This is a genomic window from Rickettsia argasii T170-B (assembly GCF_000965185.1).
GTDB classification, from domain to species: domain Bacteria; phylum Pseudomonadota; class Alphaproteobacteria; order Rickettsiales; family Rickettsiaceae; genus Rickettsia; species Rickettsia rickettsii.
Window position 1 is genome coordinate 201,453 of the sequence record NZ_LAOQ01000001.1, and the last position, 20,253, is coordinate 221,705.

Here is a 20,253-nt window from a genome sequence, read left to right on the forward strand (position 1 = left end):
CATTTTCGGTTGTGCTGCATGGATAGATTTTTCGTCATAAGCTACGGAAAAACTGTAAGTTTTGTACGTATGCAATCTCAGGAACCCTGGTTTATGAGATTGCCACGCTCCTTTTAGTCACTCACAATGACGATTTGGTATGCGAACAAGCCTTCCGCAGGGATGACATCAGTTGAGTTAAAAATAACTACTAGGTTTTATAATGAACCATAATAAGTATATAGTAAGATTGTCATTCATTATATTGTTTCTTAATATTGTCATAAATATGATGTTTTATCGTTATTTTATGATAAAAGAAATGATAGTAAAACAAGTGGCTTTGGAACATACTAAAATTGTAGAACTTTACACTGATAATATTTGGAATACTCATCAGAACGTAATCAGTAAATTACACAAATTCGATTATTTAAAACTATTACAAGATCAAGATTTTATTAATTTTGCAAAGATTACCGCTCAATGGTTCACCAATCTTAATATTAATATTTCTCTCTACGATCTCAAAGGTAATAAATTCATCACTAGTAATATGTTACATATGTATAGTGTAGACAATTATAAAGATGATAGTTTGGTTGAATAGTTACCGCAAAAATCGATAAATTTTTTTTAAAATCCTTTACTTCAAAAGCTCCGCTTCGAGATGCTTTTGAAGGTATTACAAGTCATATATTATTACCAAGGGTAGTAATAGAAAATGAAAGTGATTTAACAGTGGAAGAGGCTTCTTTTGTTACTAGCTATATCCCTGTTATAAATAATAATTTAGATTTTCCCGTAGATGCAGTATTTGAGATTAACACTAATATTACCAGCCAATGGCAAAATATAACCTCTCTTGAGCAAAAGGTTTTTATAACTTTTATCATTATTTTTATAATATTCTGCACTATAATTATTAGTAATACTAACTATGCTAGACAAATTATTGAGGAGCAGCTTGAAACAAATAGAAATTTAAAAGCTCAAATATTAAAATTAGAAAAAACCAGCTCTTCAAATACAAAGTTTTTTGCTAATATTAGTCATGAATTGCGTACACCGCTTAATGCTATAATAGGCTTTTCTGAAATTCTTATGTCGGAAAGAGATGCAGAAAAAAGTAAAAATTATATTAAAGATATAAATGATGCTGGTAAGCATTTGCTTAGTATGATTAATGATATTTTAGATCTTTCTAAAGCTTCTGCCGATAAATTAAAAGTAGATAGTATAGATCTTGATTTAAATAAATTAATTAGTTCTTCGCTGATACTTGTTAAGCCTCGTGCCGATCAAGCCGAAGTGGCTTTAATTAGTAGATTACCGAAAGAGCATGTGGTTATAAAGGCTGATCCAAAAAGGCTAAAACAAGTATTCTTAAATCTTTTATCAAATGCCGTGAAATTTACAAATTCCGGAGGCAGTGTTACTATTGCACTTGAAAAAGATGAGTTAGCAAAATTAGTATATATAAAAGTTATAGATACCGGTATCGGTATTGAGGAAAAAGATATCCCAAAAACTTTATCGGCGTTTGGTCAAATTGATAGTGAGCTTAGTAGAAAATATGAAGGTACCGGTCTTGGGTTGCCGCTTACTAAAAAGCTGGTTGAACTTATGAACGGTAAATTTGATTTGCAAAGTAAGATAAATGAAGGTACCACCATAACAATAACTTTTACATATGACGGTAGTATTGAAATATAAAAAATTGTGTGGAATATTAAAAAAATTTCGGTATTATAAAAAAATTATAAATTTTTAAAAAATATATGAAACTGATTGTCTTATTATTTACTTTTTTATTTTCTATGTTTTCTTTCGGAGAAAGCGAAACTATTAAAGGAAAGCCTTTAAAATATGTAGCAAATAATGATTTTGAAAATAGACTAGATGAACAGGAACAAGAAATCAGAAGGCTAATCGGTAAAGTTGAGGTTTTACAGCATAAAATTGATATGCTAACGCAGAACTCAAATATTTTAAATCAAGAAGAAAATACTGAAGTTTTAGAAGCCGGTGATTCAAAAAAACAAGATGTTTTTGATATAGCTTTGCTTAAAGATATGCCAGATAATGCGCCTAAAAAATCTATTGCGGTTAATAAGGATATAGCTCCTGATAAGCAAGCCTACGATTTGGCTCTTGCTGCTTATAAAGATAATAAACTTACTGAAGCAAAAGATAAGCTTAAAAATTTTATCCAGAAATATCCTAACAGTTCGCTAATTAGTAATGCTTATTTCTGGTATGGGGAATGCTTTTTTAAACAAAAAGACTATAACGGGGCAGCGGTTAACTATTTAAAAGGCTATAAAGAGTTACCGAAAGGGGCAAAATCTTCTGATGGGTTATTGAAGTTAGCACTTTCCTTAGGCGAACTAAAAAAAACTCAGGAAGCATGTAATATGCTTGCTAAGTTTGATAAGGAATTTCCAACTAATAGAACTGCTGCATCCAAGAAAATGGCAGAAGATGCTAAGATTAAATTTGGCTGTAAAAATAAATAAAAATAATAAAATATGACTGATATTTTGGATGAAGTACTGAGTGATCAAAATGAAGAAAAAAGGTTAATTTTTTTCAAAAAGCTTTTACCTATAATAATAATCATTTCTATAATAGCTATTACTATAATGGTTGTTATTAATAATAATAAGATAAAAGAATTAAAAATAACCAAAAAAACGGAGATATTCTTGTTAAGACTGTTGGTTTGGAAACAACAAAAGATAATGAAGAATTAGCTTTTAATACTTTAGAGAATTTAGTTACTACTAGTAATACTAAAATCAAAGAAATAGCTGCATTAGAACAAGTAGCCATAAAGATTTCAGAAAAAAAATATTCAGAAGCGAAAGACCTGCTTAATAAAATTATTGAAAATAAAGAATATTCCGAAATTTCTACTTCTTATGCACGTATTTCATGGTGTAGTCTTGTTATTGATGATCACAATCTAGATATTCAAGATAAAGAGAAATTGACCAAATATTTAAACTATTTTGATGATGAGAAAAAACCTTTTTGGGCTACAGCAACTATTATAAAAGCTATGTGGGATATTAAGAATAATATGAAACCGCAAGCAGAAAAAAATCTAAAAAATTTATTAATTTCAAATAATGTATCTGATCTAATAAAAGATCAGGCTAAAGCATTGCTTGTAAATTTAAATAAATAATAATTCGTACTTAAGGAAAAATATGACAAAAAAAATAGCACTTCTGTTATTACCGTTTATTTTAATTTCATGTAACGGGCTTGGACCAAAAAGGGTAAAAAATATTGTTGAGTTGACTCCTAAATTAGCAATTCAGACTCATGAGCCTATATATTTAGATTCTAATGCAAATATATATGCATTTAATGCAAATATGCTTAAGAATAAACAGTATAGTTTCGCTAGAAGTAAAACGATTACCGAGCCGGTTTTTATAGGCGATATGATTTATGCATTGGATATTAGATCGAATATTTCTGCATTTTCTATAGAGAAAAATAAGATTATTTGGTCTTATAATTTAAGTAGACATAAAAAAGATAATTATATAGGTGGCGGAATTTTACACCATAACGGAAAATTATACGTAACATACGGTTCAAGGTTGTTAGTAGTGTTAGATGCAAAATCAGGTTATGAAATAATTAGAAAAGAACTTCCGGATATTATTAGAATTAAGCCTATTGTGCTCAATGATAATACTGTCTTAGTGCAAACTATCAGTAATCAAACTATTGCTTTAAATGCAGAAACTTTAAAAACCGTATGGGAACATGAAAGCCTAGCGGAAGTTTTGTCGGCTAGTTATTTTATGACGCCGATAGTACAGTATGACAATGTAATAGTAACTTATAATTCCGGGCAAATACTTGCCTTAAATATAACAAACGGTGAAGTAAAATGGAATTTTGAGTTTGCAAATCTTAATGATCGTACAGCTATACCGAATTTTGACGAATCAAGTATTTTATGTACTCCCGTTCATGATAATATGAATCTGTATATAGCAACCGGTCTTGGTAAGCTTATTAAGCTTAATGTAGCAACCGGCAGTGTGATTTGGCAGGTAAATGCCGAGGATATTCAATCAATGTCTTTAATAGGTAATAGCCTATTTGTAACAAATAATGCTAGACAAATAGCAGCATTTAATCTTGAAACAGGGAAAGTAAAGTTTGTAGCTGATTTGAATGATGGACAAGATCCTAAGAAACTAAAATCTGCTGCTTTTTTAGTACCTTTTGTTGGAGTTAATAATAACAATAAGCGAAGTTTAAATGTTATTTCCGTTAACGGTGTTTTATATAGTTTTGATGTTGATAATAATGGATTAAACAGGATACCTCATATTGTCAAAATTATAAAAAATATTCGTTATTATGGGCTAAGAGCAAATAATAATTTATATTTTTCTACCGATAGAAAAATAATATTCGGAAGTAAATAAATTATATTTAGCTTGACAGATAGCGGGTATTAATGCTATTAAATATGTTGCTTGATTCTTTAATTTTAAATTCTAATTAAAAAGATACTATTGTGAAAACTTACTCGGCAAAGCCATCGGAAATTGAAAAGAAATGGTGGGTCATAGACGCAAAAAATATTGTACTAGGACGACTCGCTAGCAGAGTTGCTAATATGCTACGCGGTAAGCATAAGCCTAGCTTTACACCTCATTTAGATTGTGGTGATAATATAATCATAATAAATGCGGAGCATGTAAAATTAACAGGTAAAAAAGCAAATCCCAAAGACGGAAAAATATATTACAGATATACAGGATTTCCAGGTGGGATAAAAGATACTACGGCAGGTAAATCTTAAGTGGTAAACACCCTGAGAGAGTTATTAAAATGGCTGTAAAAAGAATGATTACAAGAAATGCTTTAGGTGCTAAGCAAATGAGTAATTTGTATGTTTATGCAAATGGTGATCATCCTCATATGGCACAGCAACCTACTGTTTATGATTTTGCAAGCCAAAATCCAAAAAATAAAAAGTAATAGAATATGCCCGAGTTAAAAATTAAAACAGAAAAAGTAGAGAAGCAGTTAACTAAAGAACCTTTAGTATTAAAAACTCCTAAAGAAAAAATAGATAATTTAGGCAAGTTTTATGCTACAGGTAAAAGAAAAAATGCTATAGCACGAGTATGGCTTAAAGTAGGAAAAGGAAAAATAGTTGTTAATAAAAAAACAATAGCCCAGTATTTTCCTTCTGAAACTTATATGAAAACTATCTTACAGCCGTTTGTCTTAACAAAAACTATTGATCAGTATGATGTAATTTGTACTGTTAGAGGTGGAGGAATTTCAGGACAGAAAGGTGCTATTTTACATGGAATTTCTAAAGCTTTAGATAAAGCTGCTCCGGATTTTCATGCTATTTTGCGTAAAGGCGGTCTTTTAACACGTGATTCTAGGGTAGTAGAGCGTAAGAAATACGGACAACGTAAAGCACGTAAGAAAACACAATTCTCTAAACGTTAAGATAAAATTTGAGAAGTTGCTAGTCAATAGTCAATTGTTGCATGGATCAATTTTTTTATTGTCATCCCGCGACTTGATCGTGGAATCCAGCTTAAAATATTTAAATTAATTAGTATTTTAAGTTATTTTTTTTGGATACCGTGGTCAAGCCACGGTATGACACTAAGTACATTTTCCAAGCCATGCAACCGCTTTTATCTAGAATAACACTTCTTAACAAATTATATAAACACTTTTCCCCTGGCGGGGTAGCTCAGCTGGTTAGAGCGACGGAATCATAATCCGTGTGTCGGGGGTTCAAATCCCTCCCTCGCTACCATTCATCCGTCTTTTTGACAGTTTTATAGTAAACTGATTTGAACTTTGTGCTTCGTTGTTCATCCTCTCGTCTATTATATATATAGGCTCTACCTTCGTGCCTGTCACAAAATGGGGGTGAGTTTACTATAGTACTGTTAACAGTCCCATAGTTTTTAATAAAATTTTGTATAAGATAAATATTAGACTTCTTGCATAACCTATTTTATAAAGAGGAATTTGAAGGAGGCACGGAACATAGAACCGGAGCGTAGCTAAATCTATGTAAGGATTCGAGTACCGGATCGACATACAAATTACCTTTAGAAAGAGATTATGCAAGGAGTCTATTTTATATTAGGTTCTGTGAAGATCTCTAAAACGATTTGATTTGCACTAAAAAATATCTCAAAATAACAAATCAATTAGAAACCTTTACAAAGCCTAGCATTTTATGAAATTGATTTTAACAAGTTTAGTTTTTATATTTATGAGCTTTCTTCCAATATATGCTAAATCTTTACTTAAAGGGTTCGTGCATCTGAAAGATATCGACCCTACAATTATTCAAAATATGCATTATTATTCAGATGAAAATTTTGTTGGTAAAAAGGTAGATGGTTATAAAGCACCGGAAGCAATTTTAACCATAGAAGCTGTTAAGGCTCTTAAAGCAGTACAAGCTGATATACAAAACGATGGTTATTCACTGATTATATGCATATAGACCACAAAAAGCTGTACAACATTTTTTAAGATGGAGCAAAGATAATATTGATCAAAAAAATAAGGAAAGTTTTTACCCATATATAGATAAGTCTAAATGTTTTATATTAGGTTATATAGCTGAAAGATCTAGTCATAGTAGGAGCCTGTAGATTGATCAATAATAAAGCTTCAGAAGGCAGTTAATAATAATCCTGAAGTCATTATTAAGAGAAAGCTGAAAGACGCGCGTGTTATAATCTCTTTAGATGACAATACGGTAGACATGTATACTTCTTTTGACTTATTTGATGAAGCTTTACCTCATGACAGTAAATTAATTGATAAAGCAATATTTAGCAAAACGTAATTATTTACGTTCTAAGATGCAAAAACATAATTTTAAAGCATGTAAAATTGAGTGGTGGCATTATGAACTTGCAGATGAGCCTTATAAAGATCAATATTTTAACTTTGATATAGAAAAAAACTATGACAGTATTAAGTGAGAAAAGATGCGTACCATGTGAGGGTGGAGTTCCGTCACTTGAGAAAAAAGAAATTGATAAGTTATTAGTTCAATTACAAAGTGCGTGGCAAGTGAATGCATTAGGGCCTCTTTATAAAAAATATAAATTTTCTAATTTTATAAAAGCTTTTGCAAATAAGATAAATGACATTGCAGAGCAGGAAGAACATCATCCCGATTTAAGTATATCTTGGGGAGCATGTAGTGTGGAAATATGGACTAATAAAATCGACGGTCTTATGGAAAACGACTTTATATTGGCTGCAAAGATAGAAAGTAAAATCTAATTATTTTCAAGTTGAATTACTTAAGTGAAAAGAATAATAGCAAAAATCACACAAGTATCAACAGCTAAACAATGGTTTCTTATTAAATTAATTGAATTATAATAATAATCTTAATAATATTTAATAATAAGACATGTTATAATAAACATAAAGTAACGTTATGCCAAATTATCATATTAAATTTTTACCAAATATAGTTAATTTAATCGGTTATTTTTGTAGACTTATCTTATTACCAAATTTAATACCAGCTGATTCTAGTGAAAATAGTTATGACCAAAGTCTTGATAGAAATAAGGTATATTCTGTACATTTAAAACCTTTTTCTAATACCTCCATATTTTTTAGATGAGCATCCTGATCATACCTTTGTACATATTGCTGATAAAAAATATGTTTTTATGTGGATTGGTTAGAGAGCTAAAATTTGTGTTTGAAGATATAAATTCATAAGTAATTTTATTATAAACTTATTTTATATAAGAGAAGTAAAAGATTTTATTGCTAATATAACTATATCTAATCTAGCAAATGCATTTACTGCACATATAATCGGTGATAATAATTATAACCTAATAAAGAATAATAGTACATATTATATGATTGAATCTAGTTGCGATAAAGATATTAGTTTATTGTTTAGAGGAACAAATGAGTGTGCTGTATTTACTTTAGGCAATGATATGGATATTTCATTATTTAGTGCTATAGATGAATGAATTGAATGAAGGTGATAAAGAGGTAAATAGTGCTGCTCACAAGTACTATATATATAAAATTTTTACTGAATTAATGATTCAAATTCTTTTACGACGGCTTGGTAAAGTTTACGTTTAAACGGTATTATAATAGATAAGAGTTCATCAAGTGATGTCCAACGCCATTGGTCAAATTCCGGATTAGAGGTATTTATATTAATATCTTCGTTATTTCCGGTAAACCTAATTAAAAACCAGCGTTGTTTTTGTCCACGAAAATTACCGTTCCACAGTTTAGGTATTAAAAAGCTTGGTACATCATAACTATACCAGAATTTGCTTTCGGCAATAATATATCCTTTATCGCTGCCTATTTCTTCTAACATCTCACGCATTGCTGCAATACTTGGTGTTTCGCCGGGAACTATCCCACCTTGCGGCATTTGCCATGCAGATATTTTTGTATCTATTCTTTTACCGACGAATATATGGTTATCGGCATTTAATATCATCATGCCGACCCCTGGTCTATATGGTAAATCAAGATGTTTTTTGGAAGAATTGCTCATTATTTTTTTACTTTAAAAAATCAATTATAATTTTACTACTTTATTTTTACCCGTTGTTTTAGCTTCATACATAGCTTTGTCAGCACGTTCAATGAAAGATTCTATTGATTCTTCTTTTTTATATTTCGTAACTCCGATTGAAATAGTTGTTTTTAAAGGTTCAATTTGATCTTCAATGTGAAAATTCATATATTCTATTTTAACTCTCACTCTCTCCGCAGTTTCAATTGCTTTAGAAATATCTATATCCGTTAAGAGTATAGTAAATTCTTCACCGCCGAATCTTGCTATTAAGTCTGTGACTCTGAGAGTATTCTTCAAAATATGGGATACAATTGTTAAAACCTTATCGCCTGCTTGATGACCGTAAGTATCGTTTATATGTTTAAAATTGTCGATATCGCACATAAGTAAATATAATTTAATACTTTCTTTATTAGTTTTCTCAATCATTTGTTTGAGATGTATATCAAAATAGCGACGATTAAATAAGCCGGTTAGACCGTCTTTAGCTGCTAAATTGACACTTTGTTCAAGATCATTACGTAAATTATCTTGATATTGCTTACGTCTTAATTGTGTTCTAATTCTAGCAAGCAATTCGCTTTCCTCTATAGGATAAACGAAATAATCATTAATACCGAGTTCAATACCTTTCACAACCAAAGGCATACCGTCTTCATCAATTTGTAAAATTATTACTACGCCGCTTATTTCTGCTTTACCTCTTAAAATAACACTGATCCTCAAAGGATCGTCATTTTCGAGCGTACTACTGATAATTACTAAATCGGGGGTATATTCATTTATAATATCTAATTCATCGGAATTACTTATTACCTTTACGTTTTGGGTAAGCTTAAGTAATATTTGTTTTATATTTTTGGCTTGTACCACATCATCATTAATTAGTAATATTTTTTTATCTACACAAGTGTCATGTATTGCGATATTTGTTACGCCTAATAATGCATTAGTGCTATTACGAAGCTTTAACTCATCAATTAAGCTTTTCATTCTAGATAGCGATTTAAGTCTTACAAATAGGGCAGTATCGTTAATCGGTTTTGTTAAAAACTCATCAGCTCCTGCCTCCAGACCTTTAACTCGATCATCAATATCGGAAAGTGCAGTTACCATTACAACCGGTATATGAGTAGTTTCCGGATCGGTTTTTATTGTTTTACATACCTCAAATCCATCCATTTCCGGCATCATAACATCAAGTAGTATAATATCAATTTTTCCCTTTTTAAGAATTGCTAGTGCTTTTTTACCGCTATTTGCAGTAAGAACCGTATAATACTCTTTTAAAAGTTTGGCTGTTAGTAACTTAATATTGGGTTCTATATCATCTACTACTAATATTGTGGTCATAAGATTAAATTCTTGTTTTTAAAGGAAATAATTTGTATATTTATACTTTAATTTTAAGTCTTAAATGTATGATATATGAAAATTTCAGCAAATTCAATTAGAACAGGTAACATATTAGTTTATAATAATGCTTTATGGGTTGTCAGCAAAACACCGGAACATACTCAACCCGGGAAAGGTGGAGCTTATGTACAAGTTGAGATGAAAAATTTAAAAACAGGGACAAAGCGTAACGAAAGATTCAGTTCTGCCGATTATTTAGAAAAAGCCGCACTTGAACAAAAAGAATATCAATTTTTATATTTTGAAGGTGATGATTTGGTATTAATGGATACCAAACATTTTGATCAAATAAATATTTCCAAGGAAATGTTAGAAGAAAAATTATCTTTCTTAACTGAAAATATGATTGTTAAAGTCGAATTTTATAATGATAAGCCTTTAAATATTGAGCTTCCTACAACTGTTATACTTGAAATTAGTGAAACTGATCCGGTAATAAAAGGAGCAACCGCTACCGCTTCTTATAAACCAGCAATTTTAGAAAACGGTATTAAAGTTAAGGTCCCGCAATATTTAGAAATAGGAGAAAAAATTGTTGTTAAAACTGATGATATGACATATGTTGAGAGAGCGAAGTAAGCTGTTTTATTGAACTATGGATGTCATTCCAGCGAAGGCATTGCCTGTGTGGATACCACCCCGTCATTGCGAGCAGCCGTAGGCTGCGTGGCAATCTCGTCAAATATCCTGAGATTGCTTCGTCAAAACTTACAGTTTTGCCTCGCAATGACGACTTTCAGCATCCACTCAGGCAATGCTTTTAGTGAGGAATGGTATCAATTTTTTAAAGCCATACGACATAATTGCTAAAACTAATATCTTAAAGTAAAAATATCAAATGCAACCTATAACTAATTTATTAATTAATGCCCTGCGTAAAGCTGTTAAGTTTTTGCATAGAGATTTTTTAGAACTCGAAATGCTACAAAAAAATTCTGTAAGAAATGAAGAATTTTGTAAGCGATCTTATGTAAAATTAAAAACTTTATTATGTGAAGAATTACAAAAACATACACAATATTTATTTTTTCCGGAGGATAAATTCAATTTAAATAATAATTATGAGAGTGTTTTTTTAATTAATCCTATAGATAGCCCAAATAATTTTGCCAGAAGCATACCTTTTTTTGCGATATCCGTAACTTATTTAAAAAGGAATCAAGAAGTTTTAACTCCTACTTCTACAGTAATATATTTTCCTGCTCTTAATGAAATTTATTATGCTGAAAAAGGTAAGGGAGCTTGGATAGAAAAAAATAATTTAAACTCTAATTATCAAGGATTAAGACTTAGAGTTTCCGATAATGCCGATTTAAAAAACTGTTTAGCAATTATTGAAGATGTAAATCATAATGATTTGGAGGAGATAGAGGTAGATAATATTAGATCTTTTGGTTCTCTTTGCTATGGGGCTATGCTTGTAGCGTCAGGTAAAGCGGATTTAATATGTTTATCATTATTAAATTTTACATTATATTATGCATTTGAGCTTTTTATTAAGGAAGCAGGCGGGATAATTATAGATTCTGGCGATAAATTGCTATATTCAAATCGTTATATTGCTAAAAAACTTAAAAAATATTAGACAAGAAATTATTTTAGATTTGCATTTTTATTGTTATAATAATATTAATATAATTATTTCATAAAGTTATGGCACATTATAATTATGGCACATTATAAAGAGTTTGAATTTGACTGCGATTTTAGTGGACAAAGAGCCAAGTTTAAGTTTTATATAGGTACGCCTCAAGAAGGGCATCATCCGCTACAATTTCAAGCAAAATGGTTATCTGACGAAAGAGGCGGTACTATTTCTGATGATGTTATGAAAGCAATATCACAGCTAAATGATCTTGCAAAAAAAAACGGTGTTCCACTCCCGGATTTATGCGTATATGCTCTTGGTTCTGCGCAAGAAGTCCAAGCTACCCCTCAAGACGAAGATGAAAACGAGAGTGAGAACCAAGAGGATAAAGCAGAGCAGGCATAGTTAAAAATAATAAGGAGATTCATAGAGATTAAAATGAAACAATATAATGATTTATTTAAAATTATTCACCGCGAAGGATATATATTTATTGCTAGCTTTGCATTAGTAAGTTTTTTATTAGCATCATTTAATGAAAAACTTGGCTGTATTGGATGTATTGCTACTGCTTGGTGTATTTATTTTTTCCGTAATCCTGATCGCGTTGTGCCTATAAGTAATGATCTGGTAATAAGTCCTGCAGATGGAATAATTCAAGAAATTAAGGAAGCATTGCCGCCTCCGGAATTAGGGCTTGGTGATGTGGAAATGATTAGAGTTAGTATTTTTCTAAATATTTTTAATGTCCATGTTAATAGAATCCCGGCAAACGGAAAAATTTTAGCACTTCATTATAATCCAGGAAAATTTTTTAATGCTTCACTCGATAAAGCTAGTATTTATAATGAGCGTCAATCAGTATTAATGGAAACTGCTCAAGGTCAGAAAATTGTTTTTGTTCAAATAGCCGGACTTATAGCAAGGCGTATAGTTTGTGATTTAGAAGAGGGTAATGAAGTTAAAACGGGCGAGCGATACGGTATAATTCGTTTCGGTAGCAGAGTAGATGTTTATCTACCGTTGAAAACAGCTTTATTAGTGAGTAAAGGGCAGACTGCTATAGGCGGTGAAACTATCATTGCTGATTTTGGACGTAAAAAGACAACAGAATTTAAGTTTGAGAGGAAGTAGCCTCATAACTTTAAAACCGTCATTGCGAGCAGCCATAGGCATGGTTTGTTTATGTCATTCCCGCCTACGCGGGAATGAGACATTGACAGCCATGCAACCACACTGTTTTTTCCTTGCAATGACGTGATAAATACATTTTGAGTATAAAAATTGTTAAAAATTCGTAAATCTATAATAACTAAGCCTGTACCTCTAATAAAGTTAATTCCCAACTTTGTTACGTTGCTTGGTTTAGTAACCGGTATGAGTTCTATAAAATTTGCTTTGGATAGCAGATGGGAACTTGCGGTATATTGCATTATAGTAGCGGCAATTATTGACGGTATCGACGGTAGAATAGCAAGGATGCTAAATGCAGTTAGCCCATTTGGTGCAGAGCTTGATTCATTATGCGATTTTGCTAATTTCGGTATAGCTCCTGCCTATCTGATATATTTATGGTCTTTTCAACAATATGAGTATAAGGTATTTTCATCAGCGGTAATGTTATTATTTATAGTGTGTATGGCACTACGTTTAGCTCGCTTTAACGTTGGTATTTATCAACCGAAACAAGATAAAAAAACTGACTATTTTTTTACCGGTGTACCTGCCCCATGTGGTGCTTTACTTGCTTTAATGCCTGTAATGATAGATTTTGAAATCGGTACGTTATTAAATATCAATACCCGTACTCACACTATAACAATTAATATATATTTGGCTATTATAGCTTTTCTACTTGCTAGTAGGCTTCCTACAATCTCAACAAAAAATTTGAGTATTAAACCTGAATATTTATCGCTTGCAATGATTTTAGTTGCTATTGTTATTATAAATCTTATCATATACCCATGGTATTCACTGCCGTTAATTGCAGTTATATATATTCTTTCTATACCAATTTGTTATTTTCTGAAACATAGAGGGTATTGGTGAAGTTAATTATGCCGAGTGTATTACAACAAGCTATCGACAAATATAAACATCATCCATTTACTAAATATGTAATTATTATAGCCTTAATCATATGTATTTATTTGGGATATAGAATTTATGTTTGGGCAAATACACAATCCACGGATAATGCTTACATAGATGCAGATATTTCAAATGTTAGTGCTGAAGTTAGCGGTGTTTTAATAAAGTTATTTGTTACCGATAATACTAAAGTTAATAAAGGCGATCTGATAGGTGAAATTGACGATAGAGATTATAAGGCAAAGCTTGCAGCACTTGAAGCATCTATTGAAGCTTGCATAAAAAATATAGAAATTATAGAGCAAAAAATCTCAATAGGGCAGATTAGCCTAGAGCAAGCAGCTGAAAAATTAAAGCTTAATAAAATAAGCTTTGATATTGTTGCAACAGATGTTATGAGAGTGCAGGAATTAAATAAGGCAAAATTTGCTAGCTCTAAAACGTTAGATGATTCTAAAAACGCATATCAAAAAGCCAAAACGGATTATAAACAAGCACAATTAGATTTAGATATATCTAAGCAACATTTACAGCTTCTTGAGCTTGAAAAAGCAGCAGAACAGGAAAAACTTAAAGAGCTAAAAGAAAATAAAAAAGTAACCTTCAGGAGCTTACAAAATACTAAACTTATTGCTATGGTACCCGGTATATTCGGTAATAGTAGTTTAGAAGTCGGAAATTACATAGTACCGGGTAGGGCGTTGTTTTCTATAGTTCAAGATAATACTATGTATATTCAGGCTAATTTTAAAGAAACACAAATTCAGAAATTTAAGTCCGGCATGAAAGTCAAAATTGAATTTGATGCTTTGCCTAAAAAGGTAATTTACGGGAAGATTCGTAATATTGCTCCTGCTACCGGCTCTAAATTTAGCTTAATCCCACCAGATCATGCTACCGGTAATTTTACTAAAAGCGTACAACGTGTACCTGTTTTAATAGATTTTGAATCCCCAAATGCTAATCTAGTTCCCGGCATGTCAGCAATCGTATCCATTAGAACGGATCAAAGTACGTAATTTTTGTTAAAAAAATAGCAATAATTATTCTATTAAAAGTACATATTCTAGTATTATTTACTGATTACTTAAAAAGCTATATAATATGAGTAATACCAAAAGTAATAATTAATATGCAAAGATATTTAGATCCCACTAATGATAGTGTATTTAAAAAAATCTTTCGTGATTTATAGAGGTTCAAGGAATTTATCAATGCAGTTCTTGCACTACCTGAGGGGCTTAGAATTAAAGCAATAGAATTTATACCTGTAGAGCAAGTACCTATGCTCGATAAAGGGAACAAAAAGCATATTTGGTTTAAAGGTTAAAGATGAAGCCAGTAGCTGGTATATAATCGAGATGCAAAAAAGAAATGAAAGCGATTACTTAAAAAGAGTGCAATATTATTCTGCTCATTCTTACGTACAGCAACTTACACAAGGAATAAAGCATAAAGATTTATTACTGGTAATAGTTATTTCACTTATTAAGACTAAAATGTTTGATGATGAAGTACCTTGTATAAGTCTTCATAAAATGCTTGAAACTAAAACAAATAAGCAATATTTATTTGATTTTTCCTATGTATTTATAGAGCTTAAAAATTTTGATAAAGATAAGATTGAAACTACTATAGATGAGTGGCTACATTTATTTAAGTGTGCAGAAACATAAAACAGCCCACCTGCAAATATAAAGAGCGAGAAAGTATTAGATGAAATATAATAGAAATGCATAACCTCACCGCCGCAGAATATGATTCCTATATAAGAGCGAAATTAATGGAAGATGCCTAGGAAATAGCTTTAGACGGAACAGTGTGAAAAAGGGAAAGCTGAAATAAGCATAGAAATAGCAAAGAACTTGTTACTTAAAGATATTGTCAATATAATAGCAGATTCAACAGGACTAACTATAGAAGAAATAGAAGAGCTAAAAGCAAAAATAGAAAATTCTGAAACCAGTTGATTAATTATTTGCTCTTTAACTCTGCTAATTCTTTCTTGAGTTTTATTACTAAAGTTTGTAATTTTTCAAATTCTTCGCGAGTGACGTAATTCCCTTTAAGTATTTTATCCTCAATTATGCCACAGCTTTTATCCGTTATACTATTTAAGGCTTTTTGTGCTACGCTGCTAGCTCCAACGGCTACTTTTAAAATATTATTTGTTTTCATAGTACCTCTATCGATAAAGCATGCAAGCCGCTATTAAATTCATCGGTAAGTAAGTTATTAATAGTGCGATGATTGGCAATTAGGCTTTTCCCTTGTAATGTTTCTGCAGAAATTCTTATTTTTATATGGCTGTGAATTCCGTTATAATGACTAGCATGTTTATAGCTTTCATCTATTATTTCTTGAAAACGTGGTTTTAACAAACTTAATTTTTCTTGTATCCTTTCTATGCGGTTCATATTTTTGTTTCATTTACAGTAAAAATGTCCTAATATTCTTAAGTATATAATTTTATGATACACATGGCAATGTCGGAATTAATAACGGATTATAAAGATTTACAAGATGCGATAGATAAATTGGAAAAAGGCGTATGTTTTGCTTGTAGATTAGTTAATTATGATGAAATAGAATTTATAGAGCAGGGTAAGCATTTTATAATTGAAGATTTAGATCAAATCATTGAAGATGTAGGCAAAGAACTTAATATTTTTTCAAAGTTTAAGAAAATAAAGAAAGATAGAATATTATTTATCCTAAATACTACTGATTCTGACTTAATTAAAAATTTTGCTAGAAAATTATATTTATTTTTGCAGCTTTATATTAATGAACAGAAGCCGGCAATTTATATGAATTGTTATATTGCTAGTATTAAATTTCCAAAAGTAAGTAATAATGCTAAAGAAATTGAAAAAACATTAAATATGTTACTTTCACAAAATAATAATTATTATTACCGTGAATATAGCAGTACAGAACATGATTTGGAAAATATAAGAAAATCTAATCTTCAGCTTAACTTACTACGACAAGCCTTAGCAAAAAAGACTATGCGATTTGCTTATCAGCCTGTAATAGATCGCAATACTATGAAGATTCATTATTATGAATGTCTGCTTCGTATACCTGACGAGAACGGTGTTTATATTTCCGTAGGTCCTATAATCCCTATTGCTGAAAATAAAGGATTAATTTTTATAATTGATCAAATTGTTTTAGAAATGACTGTTAATGAACTTGCCCGCAACCCAAACTTAATGTTAGCCGTTAATATTTCAAATATAGGAACAGGCGATGAAGCTTTATGGGAAATAGCAGAAAACTTATTAAAAGCTCATAATGTTCGGGATCGTTTAATTATTGAAATTACGGAAACTTCTTTCAATGAGCATTACGATAAAATAACTTTATTTATTAATAAACTACGTAAGTACGGATGTAAATTTGCATTAGACGATTTTGGTGCGGGTTTTACTTCTTTTAAACAACTTCAAAGCTTACCAATTGATATTATCAAAATTGACAGTAAATATGTGCGTAGTATTACAAGTGATGTACAAAGTAGGTATTTCGTAGAAAGATTGATTAAAATTTCAGAAGATTTAGGTATTGCAACGGTAGCTGAATTCGTAGAAAACGGAGAAATAGCTAAATTTTTAATTGATCTAAAAGTCGGTGGGCTACAAGGAAACTTCTATTCCGAAGCAAAATTTGACAGGGTGGATGAAGTTTAATGATTGTCATACTGAACCGGTTTTGTTGCCTGGCTCTTGAAAAAGACTCCGATGTCATGCCGTGACTTGACCACGGTATCCATAAAAATAACTTTTAATATCAATGATTTTAATATTTTAAACTGGATACCGCGATCAAGTCGCGGTATGACACAGTTAGTGCTTGACAATGTTACTTAAAATCTATATGTAGAACTCAATTTTAAATGATTAAACTTAAATGCTGTTACTTGAATTAAAAAAAACTAATCAAACCTTAGAAACTATACATTTTATAGGTATCGGCGGCGTTGGCATGAGCGGTATTGCTGAGATATTACATAATCTAGGTTATAAAGTACAAGGTTCCGATTTAGTAGAAAATTATAATACAAAAAGGCTTGAGTCATACGGCATTAAAATATTTTTAGGACACGCCGAGCAGAACATTACCAATGTGTCGTATGTTGTTATTTCATCGGCAATTAATCCAAAGAATCCTGAAATAAAAGAAGCTTTGGAGCGTAAAATTCCAATTATTAGACGTGCGGACATGCTTGCTGAACTTATGAGATTAAAATGTTCAGTAGCAGTTTCGGGATCGCACGGTAAAACCACTACTACTTCTTTAGTTGCTTGTTTATTTGAGGCAGCCGGTTTATGTCCTACGGTTATTAACGGTGGGATCATCAATAATAAATCGACTAATGCATATCTTGGTTCAAGTAATTATTTAATTGCGGAGGCCGATGAATCGGATGCAACGTTTATTCATATTCCATCAACTATTGCGATAATAACTAACATTGATCCTGAACATTTAGATTATTATAGAGATTTTGAAACATTAATTGGTGCTTTTAGAAGCTTTATTAATAATTTGCCGTTTTACGGTTTTGCCGTTTGTTGTATCGATCATAAAATAGTTCGTAAGTTAGTAGACGATATTACGGAAAGGAAGATTGTTACTTACGGCATCGATTCGGAAGATGCTCATATTATAGCGTTTAATATTAACACTGATATTGCCTCCTCTACTTTTGACGTAAAAATTAGTCTACCAAATGTACTAGGTACAACGATTATTGAAAAAATTACTATTCCAACGCCCGGAAGACATAATATTTTAAATAGTCTTGCTGCAATTGCCGTTGGGATAGAATTAGATTTCGGTATTAAAGCTATTAAAAACGGTTTTAATAATTTTAAAGGAGTGAAGAGGAGATTTACTAAAGTAGCTGAATATAATAAGGCTTCAATTATCGATGATTACGCTCATCATCCTGAGGAAATCAAAGCAACGCTTGCGACGGCTAAAAATATAGCAAATAAACAAAACGGTAAAGTTATTGCTATTTTTCAGCCTCACAGATATTCAAGAATGCAGTATTTATTTGATGATTTTATGCTTTGCTTTGCTGATGCCGATATACTCTATATTACCGATATATATGCTGCAGGTGAAAACCCTATAGAAGGAATTACAGGACAAAGTTTAGTTGATAAGCTTACTAAGCATAAACATCACGATAAAGCAAATTTTCTAGCAGAGCTAGATGATGCGGTTGGAGTTATTATAGATAATGCAGCTTCCGGTGATATGATAATTATGATGGGAGCAGGTAATATTTCAAGTTTTGCTAATGAATTAGATGGGAGATTGTCATCCCGTGGCTTTAGCTGTCATACCGTGGTTTGACTGGTATTGTTGCATAGCTCTTATGTCATTCCCGCGAAAGCGGGAATCCAGAAAAAAATGATAAAAACAAAGAAAATTATATACTAAATTTTTATATAATTTATGTAAAAAACTGGATTCTCGCTTTCGCGGAATGACATCTGTTCGTATAACATAGGGTCAAGCGAACTAGGGGACAAAAGAGTGAAGATAACAGTCAAGCGAATAGCAGGACTAAATATGTTAATTTTACCGATAGTAAAAGGCGAGTATAAAAAAGATTATAATTTAAAACACTTAACATGGTTTAAAGTAGGCGGTAATGCTGAAAATTTCTTTAAACCTTTAGATAGCGAAGATTTAAAAAGTTTCTTAATACAAAATAAGCAAAAATTACCTATAAAGACTTTTGGAGCAGGCTCAAATATTATTATAAGAGACGGCGGCATAGAAGGGGTCGTTATAAAACTTGGTCAGAATTTTAGCAATATTGAGTTTATAGATAATCATTTAATAGTAGGTAGCAGCTGTCTTAATTATAATTTAGCAAAATTTTGTCAAGCAAATGCTATTTCCGGTTTTGAGTTTTTAGTAGGTATTCCAGGGACTATCGGCGGCGGTGTTGCTATGAATGCCGGTGCTTACGGCTCTGAATTTAAAGATATTGTAGTGCAGATTGAAGCGATTGACTTTGCAGGAAACTTTTTAACATTCACAAATGAAGAAATCGGTTTTAAATATCGCAGTAATAATTTACCAAAGAATTTAATTATTCTCAAAGCTGTTTTTAGAATAAATAAAGGCGATAGTGAAAATATATTATTACGGATGAATGAAATAAATAATGCAAGATCATCTACACAGCCTATTAAAGAGCGTACGGGCGGTAGTACTTTTGCAAATCCTGAAGGGCGTAAATCTTGGGAACTTATTGACAAAGCGGGGCTTAGAGGCTATAGAATAGGCGGTGCTTCGATGTCAGAACTTCATTGTAATTTTATGATAAATAACGGTGATGCTACCGCTAAGGATTTAGAAGATTTAGGTGATTTCGTCCGGCAGAAAGTATTTGAAGATAGCGGGGTTAAGTTAGAGTGGGAGATTAAGAGAATCGGACGTCATCCCTAATTAAAAATGGCGTTGTTGCAGCTAGTTTTATGTCATTCCCGCGAAAGCGGGGATGACATCGAGTAGGTTTTTCGAGCTATGC

The 20,253-nt window shown here is 31.3% G+C and carries 18 protein-coding genes, 1 tRNA gene and 8 pseudogenes; 23 read left to right on the plus strand and 4 right to left on the minus strand.

The window, feature by feature from the left end:
* The first annotated feature begins 202 nt into the window (after positions 1-202).
* From RAT170B_RS01020 to RAT170B_RS01075, 12 genes and pseudogenes are all read left to right on the plus strand, one after another.
* Positions 203-1,695: pseudogene (locus RAT170B_RS01020) on the plus strand (sensor histidine kinase).
* 65 nt (positions 1,696-1,760) lie between these two features.
* Positions 1,761-2,498, plus strand: coding sequence for a tol-pal system protein YbgF (ybgF, locus tag RAT170B_RS01025; RefSeq protein ID WP_045805362.1), 738 nt, complete (start codon positions 1,761-1,763; stop codon positions 2,496-2,498).
* Between the two features lie 12 nt (positions 2,499-2,510).
* Positions 2,511-3,172 (plus strand): annotated as a pseudogene (locus RAT170B_RS01030) (DUF2659 family protein).
* A 22-nt stretch (positions 3,173-3,194) separates the two neighbouring features.
* Positions 3,195-4,439, plus strand: coding sequence for an outer membrane protein assembly factor BamB (locus RAT170B_RS01035; RefSeq protein ID WP_045805363.1), 1,245 nt, complete (start codon positions 3,195-3,197; stop codon positions 4,437-4,439).
* Between the two features lie 92 nt (positions 4,440-4,531).
* Positions 4,532-4,998 (plus strand): annotated as a pseudogene (gene rplM, locus RAT170B_RS01040) (50S ribosomal protein L13).
* Positions 4,999-5,004: 6 nt separating this feature from the next.
* On the plus strand, positions 5,005-5,484 hold the full coding sequence (rpsI, locus tag RAT170B_RS01045) for a 30S ribosomal protein S9 (protein WP_045805365.1): 480 nt from the start codon (positions 5,005-5,007) through the stop codon (positions 5,482-5,484).
* A gap of 242 nt (positions 5,485-5,726) precedes the next feature.
* Positions 5,727-5,803 (plus strand) — tRNA-Met (locus RAT170B_RS01050).
* A 178-nt stretch (positions 5,804-5,981) separates the two neighbouring features.
* A pseudogene (locus tag RAT170B_RS12330) lies at positions 5,982-6,125 on the plus strand (palindromic element RPE1 domain-containing protein); the annotation flags it as partial.
* Positions 6,126-6,235: 110 nt separating this feature from the next.
* Positions 6,236-6,433, plus strand: a pseudogene (locus RAT170B_RS01055) (D-alanyl-D-alanine dipeptidase); the annotation flags it as partial.
* Between the two features lie 339 nt (positions 6,434-6,772).
* Positions 6,773-6,934 (plus strand): annotated as a pseudogene (locus tag RAT170B_RS10210) (peptidase M15).
* Positions 6,935-6,978: 44 nt separating this feature from the next.
* Positions 6,979-7,302, plus strand: a complete 324-nt coding sequence (locus RAT170B_RS01070; protein WP_045805367.1) for a 4a-hydroxytetrahydrobiopterin dehydratase — start codon at positions 6,979-6,981, stop codon at positions 7,300-7,302.
* Between the two features lie 160 nt (positions 7,303-7,462).
* Positions 7,463-7,755: pseudogene (locus RAT170B_RS01075) on the plus strand (hypothetical protein).
* A 328-nt stretch (positions 7,756-8,083) separates the two neighbouring features.
* Here RAT170B_RS01075 and RAT170B_RS01085 read toward each other — a convergent pair.
* Positions 8,084-8,569 (minus strand): RNA pyrophosphohydrolase, encoded by a 486-nt coding sequence (locus RAT170B_RS01085; protein ID WP_014120608.1) that lies wholly within the window; start codon positions 8,567-8,569, stop codon positions 8,084-8,086.
* Positions 8,570-8,593: 24 nt separating this feature from the next.
* Complete coding sequence (locus RAT170B_RS01090; protein ID WP_045805369.1) at positions 8,594-9,946, minus strand: PleD family two-component system response regulator; 1,353 nt, start codon at positions 9,944-9,946, stop codon at positions 8,594-8,596.
* A gap of 75 nt (positions 9,947-10,021) precedes the next feature.
* Here RAT170B_RS01090 and efp point away from each other — a divergent pair, with 75 nt between their 5' ends.
* The 8 genes and pseudogenes from efp to RAT170B_RS01125 all read left to right on the plus strand — a co-directional run bounded on the left by efp (position 10,022) and on the right by RAT170B_RS01125 (position 15,367).
* Positions 10,022-10,588 carry an elongation factor P gene (gene efp, locus RAT170B_RS01095; RefSeq protein WP_014014025.1) on the plus strand — a complete coding sequence of 189 codons (567 nt, stop codon included), beginning with the start codon at positions 10,022-10,024 and terminating at the stop codon, positions 10,586-10,588.
* Positions 10,589-10,847: 259 nt separating this feature from the next.
* Positions 10,848-11,594 (plus strand): inositol monophosphatase family protein, encoded by a 747-nt coding sequence (locus tag RAT170B_RS01100; RefSeq protein ID WP_045805370.1) that lies wholly within the window; start codon positions 10,848-10,850, stop codon positions 11,592-11,594.
* A gap of 84 nt (positions 11,595-11,678) precedes the next feature.
* The gene (locus RAT170B_RS01105; RefSeq protein WP_014014027.1) at positions 11,679-12,002 is read left to right on the plus strand and encodes a DUF2610 domain-containing protein; all 324 of its coding nucleotides are present in this window, start codon (positions 11,679-11,681) and stop codon (positions 12,000-12,002) included.
* Between the two features lie 33 nt (positions 12,003-12,035).
* Positions 12,036-12,731, plus strand: a complete 696-nt coding sequence (locus RAT170B_RS01110) for a phosphatidylserine decarboxylase (RefSeq protein ID WP_014014028.1) — start codon at positions 12,036-12,038, stop codon at positions 12,729-12,731.
* Positions 12,732-12,881: 150 nt separating this feature from the next.
* Positions 12,882-13,649, plus strand: coding sequence for a CDP-alcohol phosphatidyltransferase family protein (locus RAT170B_RS01115; protein WP_045805371.1), 768 nt, complete (start codon positions 12,882-12,884; stop codon positions 13,647-13,649).
* Between the two features lie 8 nt (positions 13,650-13,657).
* Positions 13,658-14,710, plus strand: coding sequence for an HlyD family secretion protein (locus RAT170B_RS01120; protein WP_045805372.1), 1,053 nt, complete (start codon positions 13,658-13,660; stop codon positions 14,708-14,710).
* Positions 14,711-14,823: 113 nt separating this feature from the next.
* Positions 14,824-15,021, plus strand: a pseudogene (locus tag RAT170B_RS11985) (hypothetical protein).
* A gap of 25 nt (positions 15,022-15,046) precedes the next feature.
* The gene (locus RAT170B_RS01125; protein ID WP_232048159.1) at positions 15,047-15,367 is read left to right on the plus strand and encodes an Rpn family recombination-promoting nuclease/putative transposase; all 321 of its coding nucleotides are present in this window, start codon (positions 15,047-15,049) and stop codon (positions 15,365-15,367) included.
* 298 nt (positions 15,368-15,665) lie between these two features.
* Here RAT170B_RS01125 and RAT170B_RS01130 read toward each other — a convergent pair whose 3' ends face one another.
* Both RAT170B_RS01130 and RAT170B_RS01135 read right to left on the minus strand, forming a co-directional pair.
* A complete protein-coding gene (locus RAT170B_RS01130) occupies positions 15,666-15,869 on the minus strand; it encodes a hypothetical protein (protein ID WP_004996338.1) in 204 nt (67 codons plus the stop codon).
* Entirely contained in the window at positions 15,866-16,108 is a 243-nt protein-coding gene (locus tag RAT170B_RS01135; RefSeq protein WP_045805373.1) for a BolA family protein, read from the minus strand. Before RAT170B_RS01135 ends, RAT170B_RS01130 begins: the two co-directional genes overlap by 4 nt.
* A gap of 54 nt (positions 16,109-16,162) precedes the next feature.
* Here RAT170B_RS01135 and RAT170B_RS01140 point away from each other — a divergent pair, with 54 nt between their 5' ends.
* From RAT170B_RS01140 to murB, 3 genes are all read left to right on the plus strand, one after another.
* Positions 16,163-17,386, plus strand: coding sequence for an EAL domain-containing protein (locus RAT170B_RS01140; protein WP_045805374.1), 1,224 nt, complete (start codon positions 16,163-16,165; stop codon positions 17,384-17,386).
* A 220-nt stretch (positions 17,387-17,606) separates the two neighbouring features.
* On the plus strand, positions 17,607-19,064 hold the full coding sequence (murC, locus tag RAT170B_RS01145; protein ID WP_045805375.1) for a UDP-N-acetylmuramate--L-alanine ligase: 1,458 nt from the start codon (positions 17,607-17,609) through the stop codon (positions 19,062-19,064).
* 219 nt (positions 19,065-19,283) lie between these two features.
* The gene (murB, locus tag RAT170B_RS01150; RefSeq protein ID WP_045805376.1) at positions 19,284-20,171 is read left to right on the plus strand and encodes a UDP-N-acetylmuramate dehydrogenase; all 888 of its coding nucleotides are present in this window, start codon (positions 19,284-19,286) and stop codon (positions 20,169-20,171) included.
* Positions 20,172-20,253: the final 82 nt, after the last annotated feature.

Excerpts from the sequence above, each read along its gene's own strand:
- ybgF (WP_045805362.1), top strand. The coding sequence starts at position 1,761 with ATGAAACTGATTGTCTTATTATTTACTTTTTTATTTTCTATGTTTTCT.
- RAT170B_RS01035 (WP_045805363.1), top strand. The coding sequence starts at position 3,195 with ATGACAAAAAAAATAGCACTTCTGTTATTACCGTTTATTTTAATTTCA.
- rpsI (WP_045805365.1), top strand. The coding sequence starts at position 5,005 with ATGCCCGAGTTAAAAATTAAAACAGAAAAAGTAGAGAAGCAGTTAACT.
- RAT170B_RS01070 (WP_045805367.1), top strand. The coding sequence starts at position 6,979 with ATGACAGTATTAAGTGAGAAAAGATGCGTACCATGTGAGGGTGGAGTT.
- RAT170B_RS01085 (WP_014120608.1), bottom strand. The coding sequence starts at position 8,569 with ATGAGCAATTCTTCCAAAAAACATCTTGATTTACCATATAGACCAGGG.
- RAT170B_RS01090 (WP_045805369.1), bottom strand. The coding sequence starts at position 9,946 with ATGACCACAATATTAGTAGTAGATGATATAGAACCCAATATTAAGTTA.
- efp (WP_014014025.1), top strand. The coding sequence starts at position 10,022 with ATGAAAATTTCAGCAAATTCAATTAGAACAGGTAACATATTAGTTTAT.
- RAT170B_RS01100 (WP_045805370.1), top strand. The coding sequence starts at position 10,848 with ATGCAACCTATAACTAATTTATTAATTAATGCCCTGCGTAAAGCTGTT.
- RAT170B_RS01105 (WP_014014027.1), top strand. The coding sequence starts at position 11,679 with ATGGCACATTATAAAGAGTTTGAATTTGACTGCGATTTTAGTGGACAA.
- RAT170B_RS01110 (WP_014014028.1), top strand. The coding sequence starts at position 12,036 with ATGAAACAATATAATGATTTATTTAAAATTATTCACCGCGAAGGATAT.
- RAT170B_RS01120 (WP_045805372.1), top strand. The coding sequence starts at position 13,658 with ATGCCGAGTGTATTACAACAAGCTATCGACAAATATAAACATCATCCA.
- RAT170B_RS01130 (WP_004996338.1), bottom strand. The coding sequence starts at position 15,869 with ATGAAAACAAATAATATTTTAAAAGTAGCCGTTGGAGCTAGCAGCGTA.
- RAT170B_RS01135 (WP_045805373.1), bottom strand. The coding sequence starts at position 16,108 with ATGAACCGCATAGAAAGGATACAAGAAAAATTAAGTTTGTTAAAACCA.
- RAT170B_RS01140 (WP_045805374.1), top strand. The coding sequence starts at position 16,163 with ATGATACACATGGCAATGTCGGAATTAATAACGGATTATAAAGATTTA.
- murC (WP_045805375.1), top strand. The coding sequence starts at position 17,607 with ATGCTGTTACTTGAATTAAAAAAAACTAATCAAACCTTAGAAACTATA.
- murB (WP_045805376.1), top strand. The coding sequence starts at position 19,284 with ATGTTAATTTTACCGATAGTAAAAGGCGAGTATAAAAAAGATTATAAT.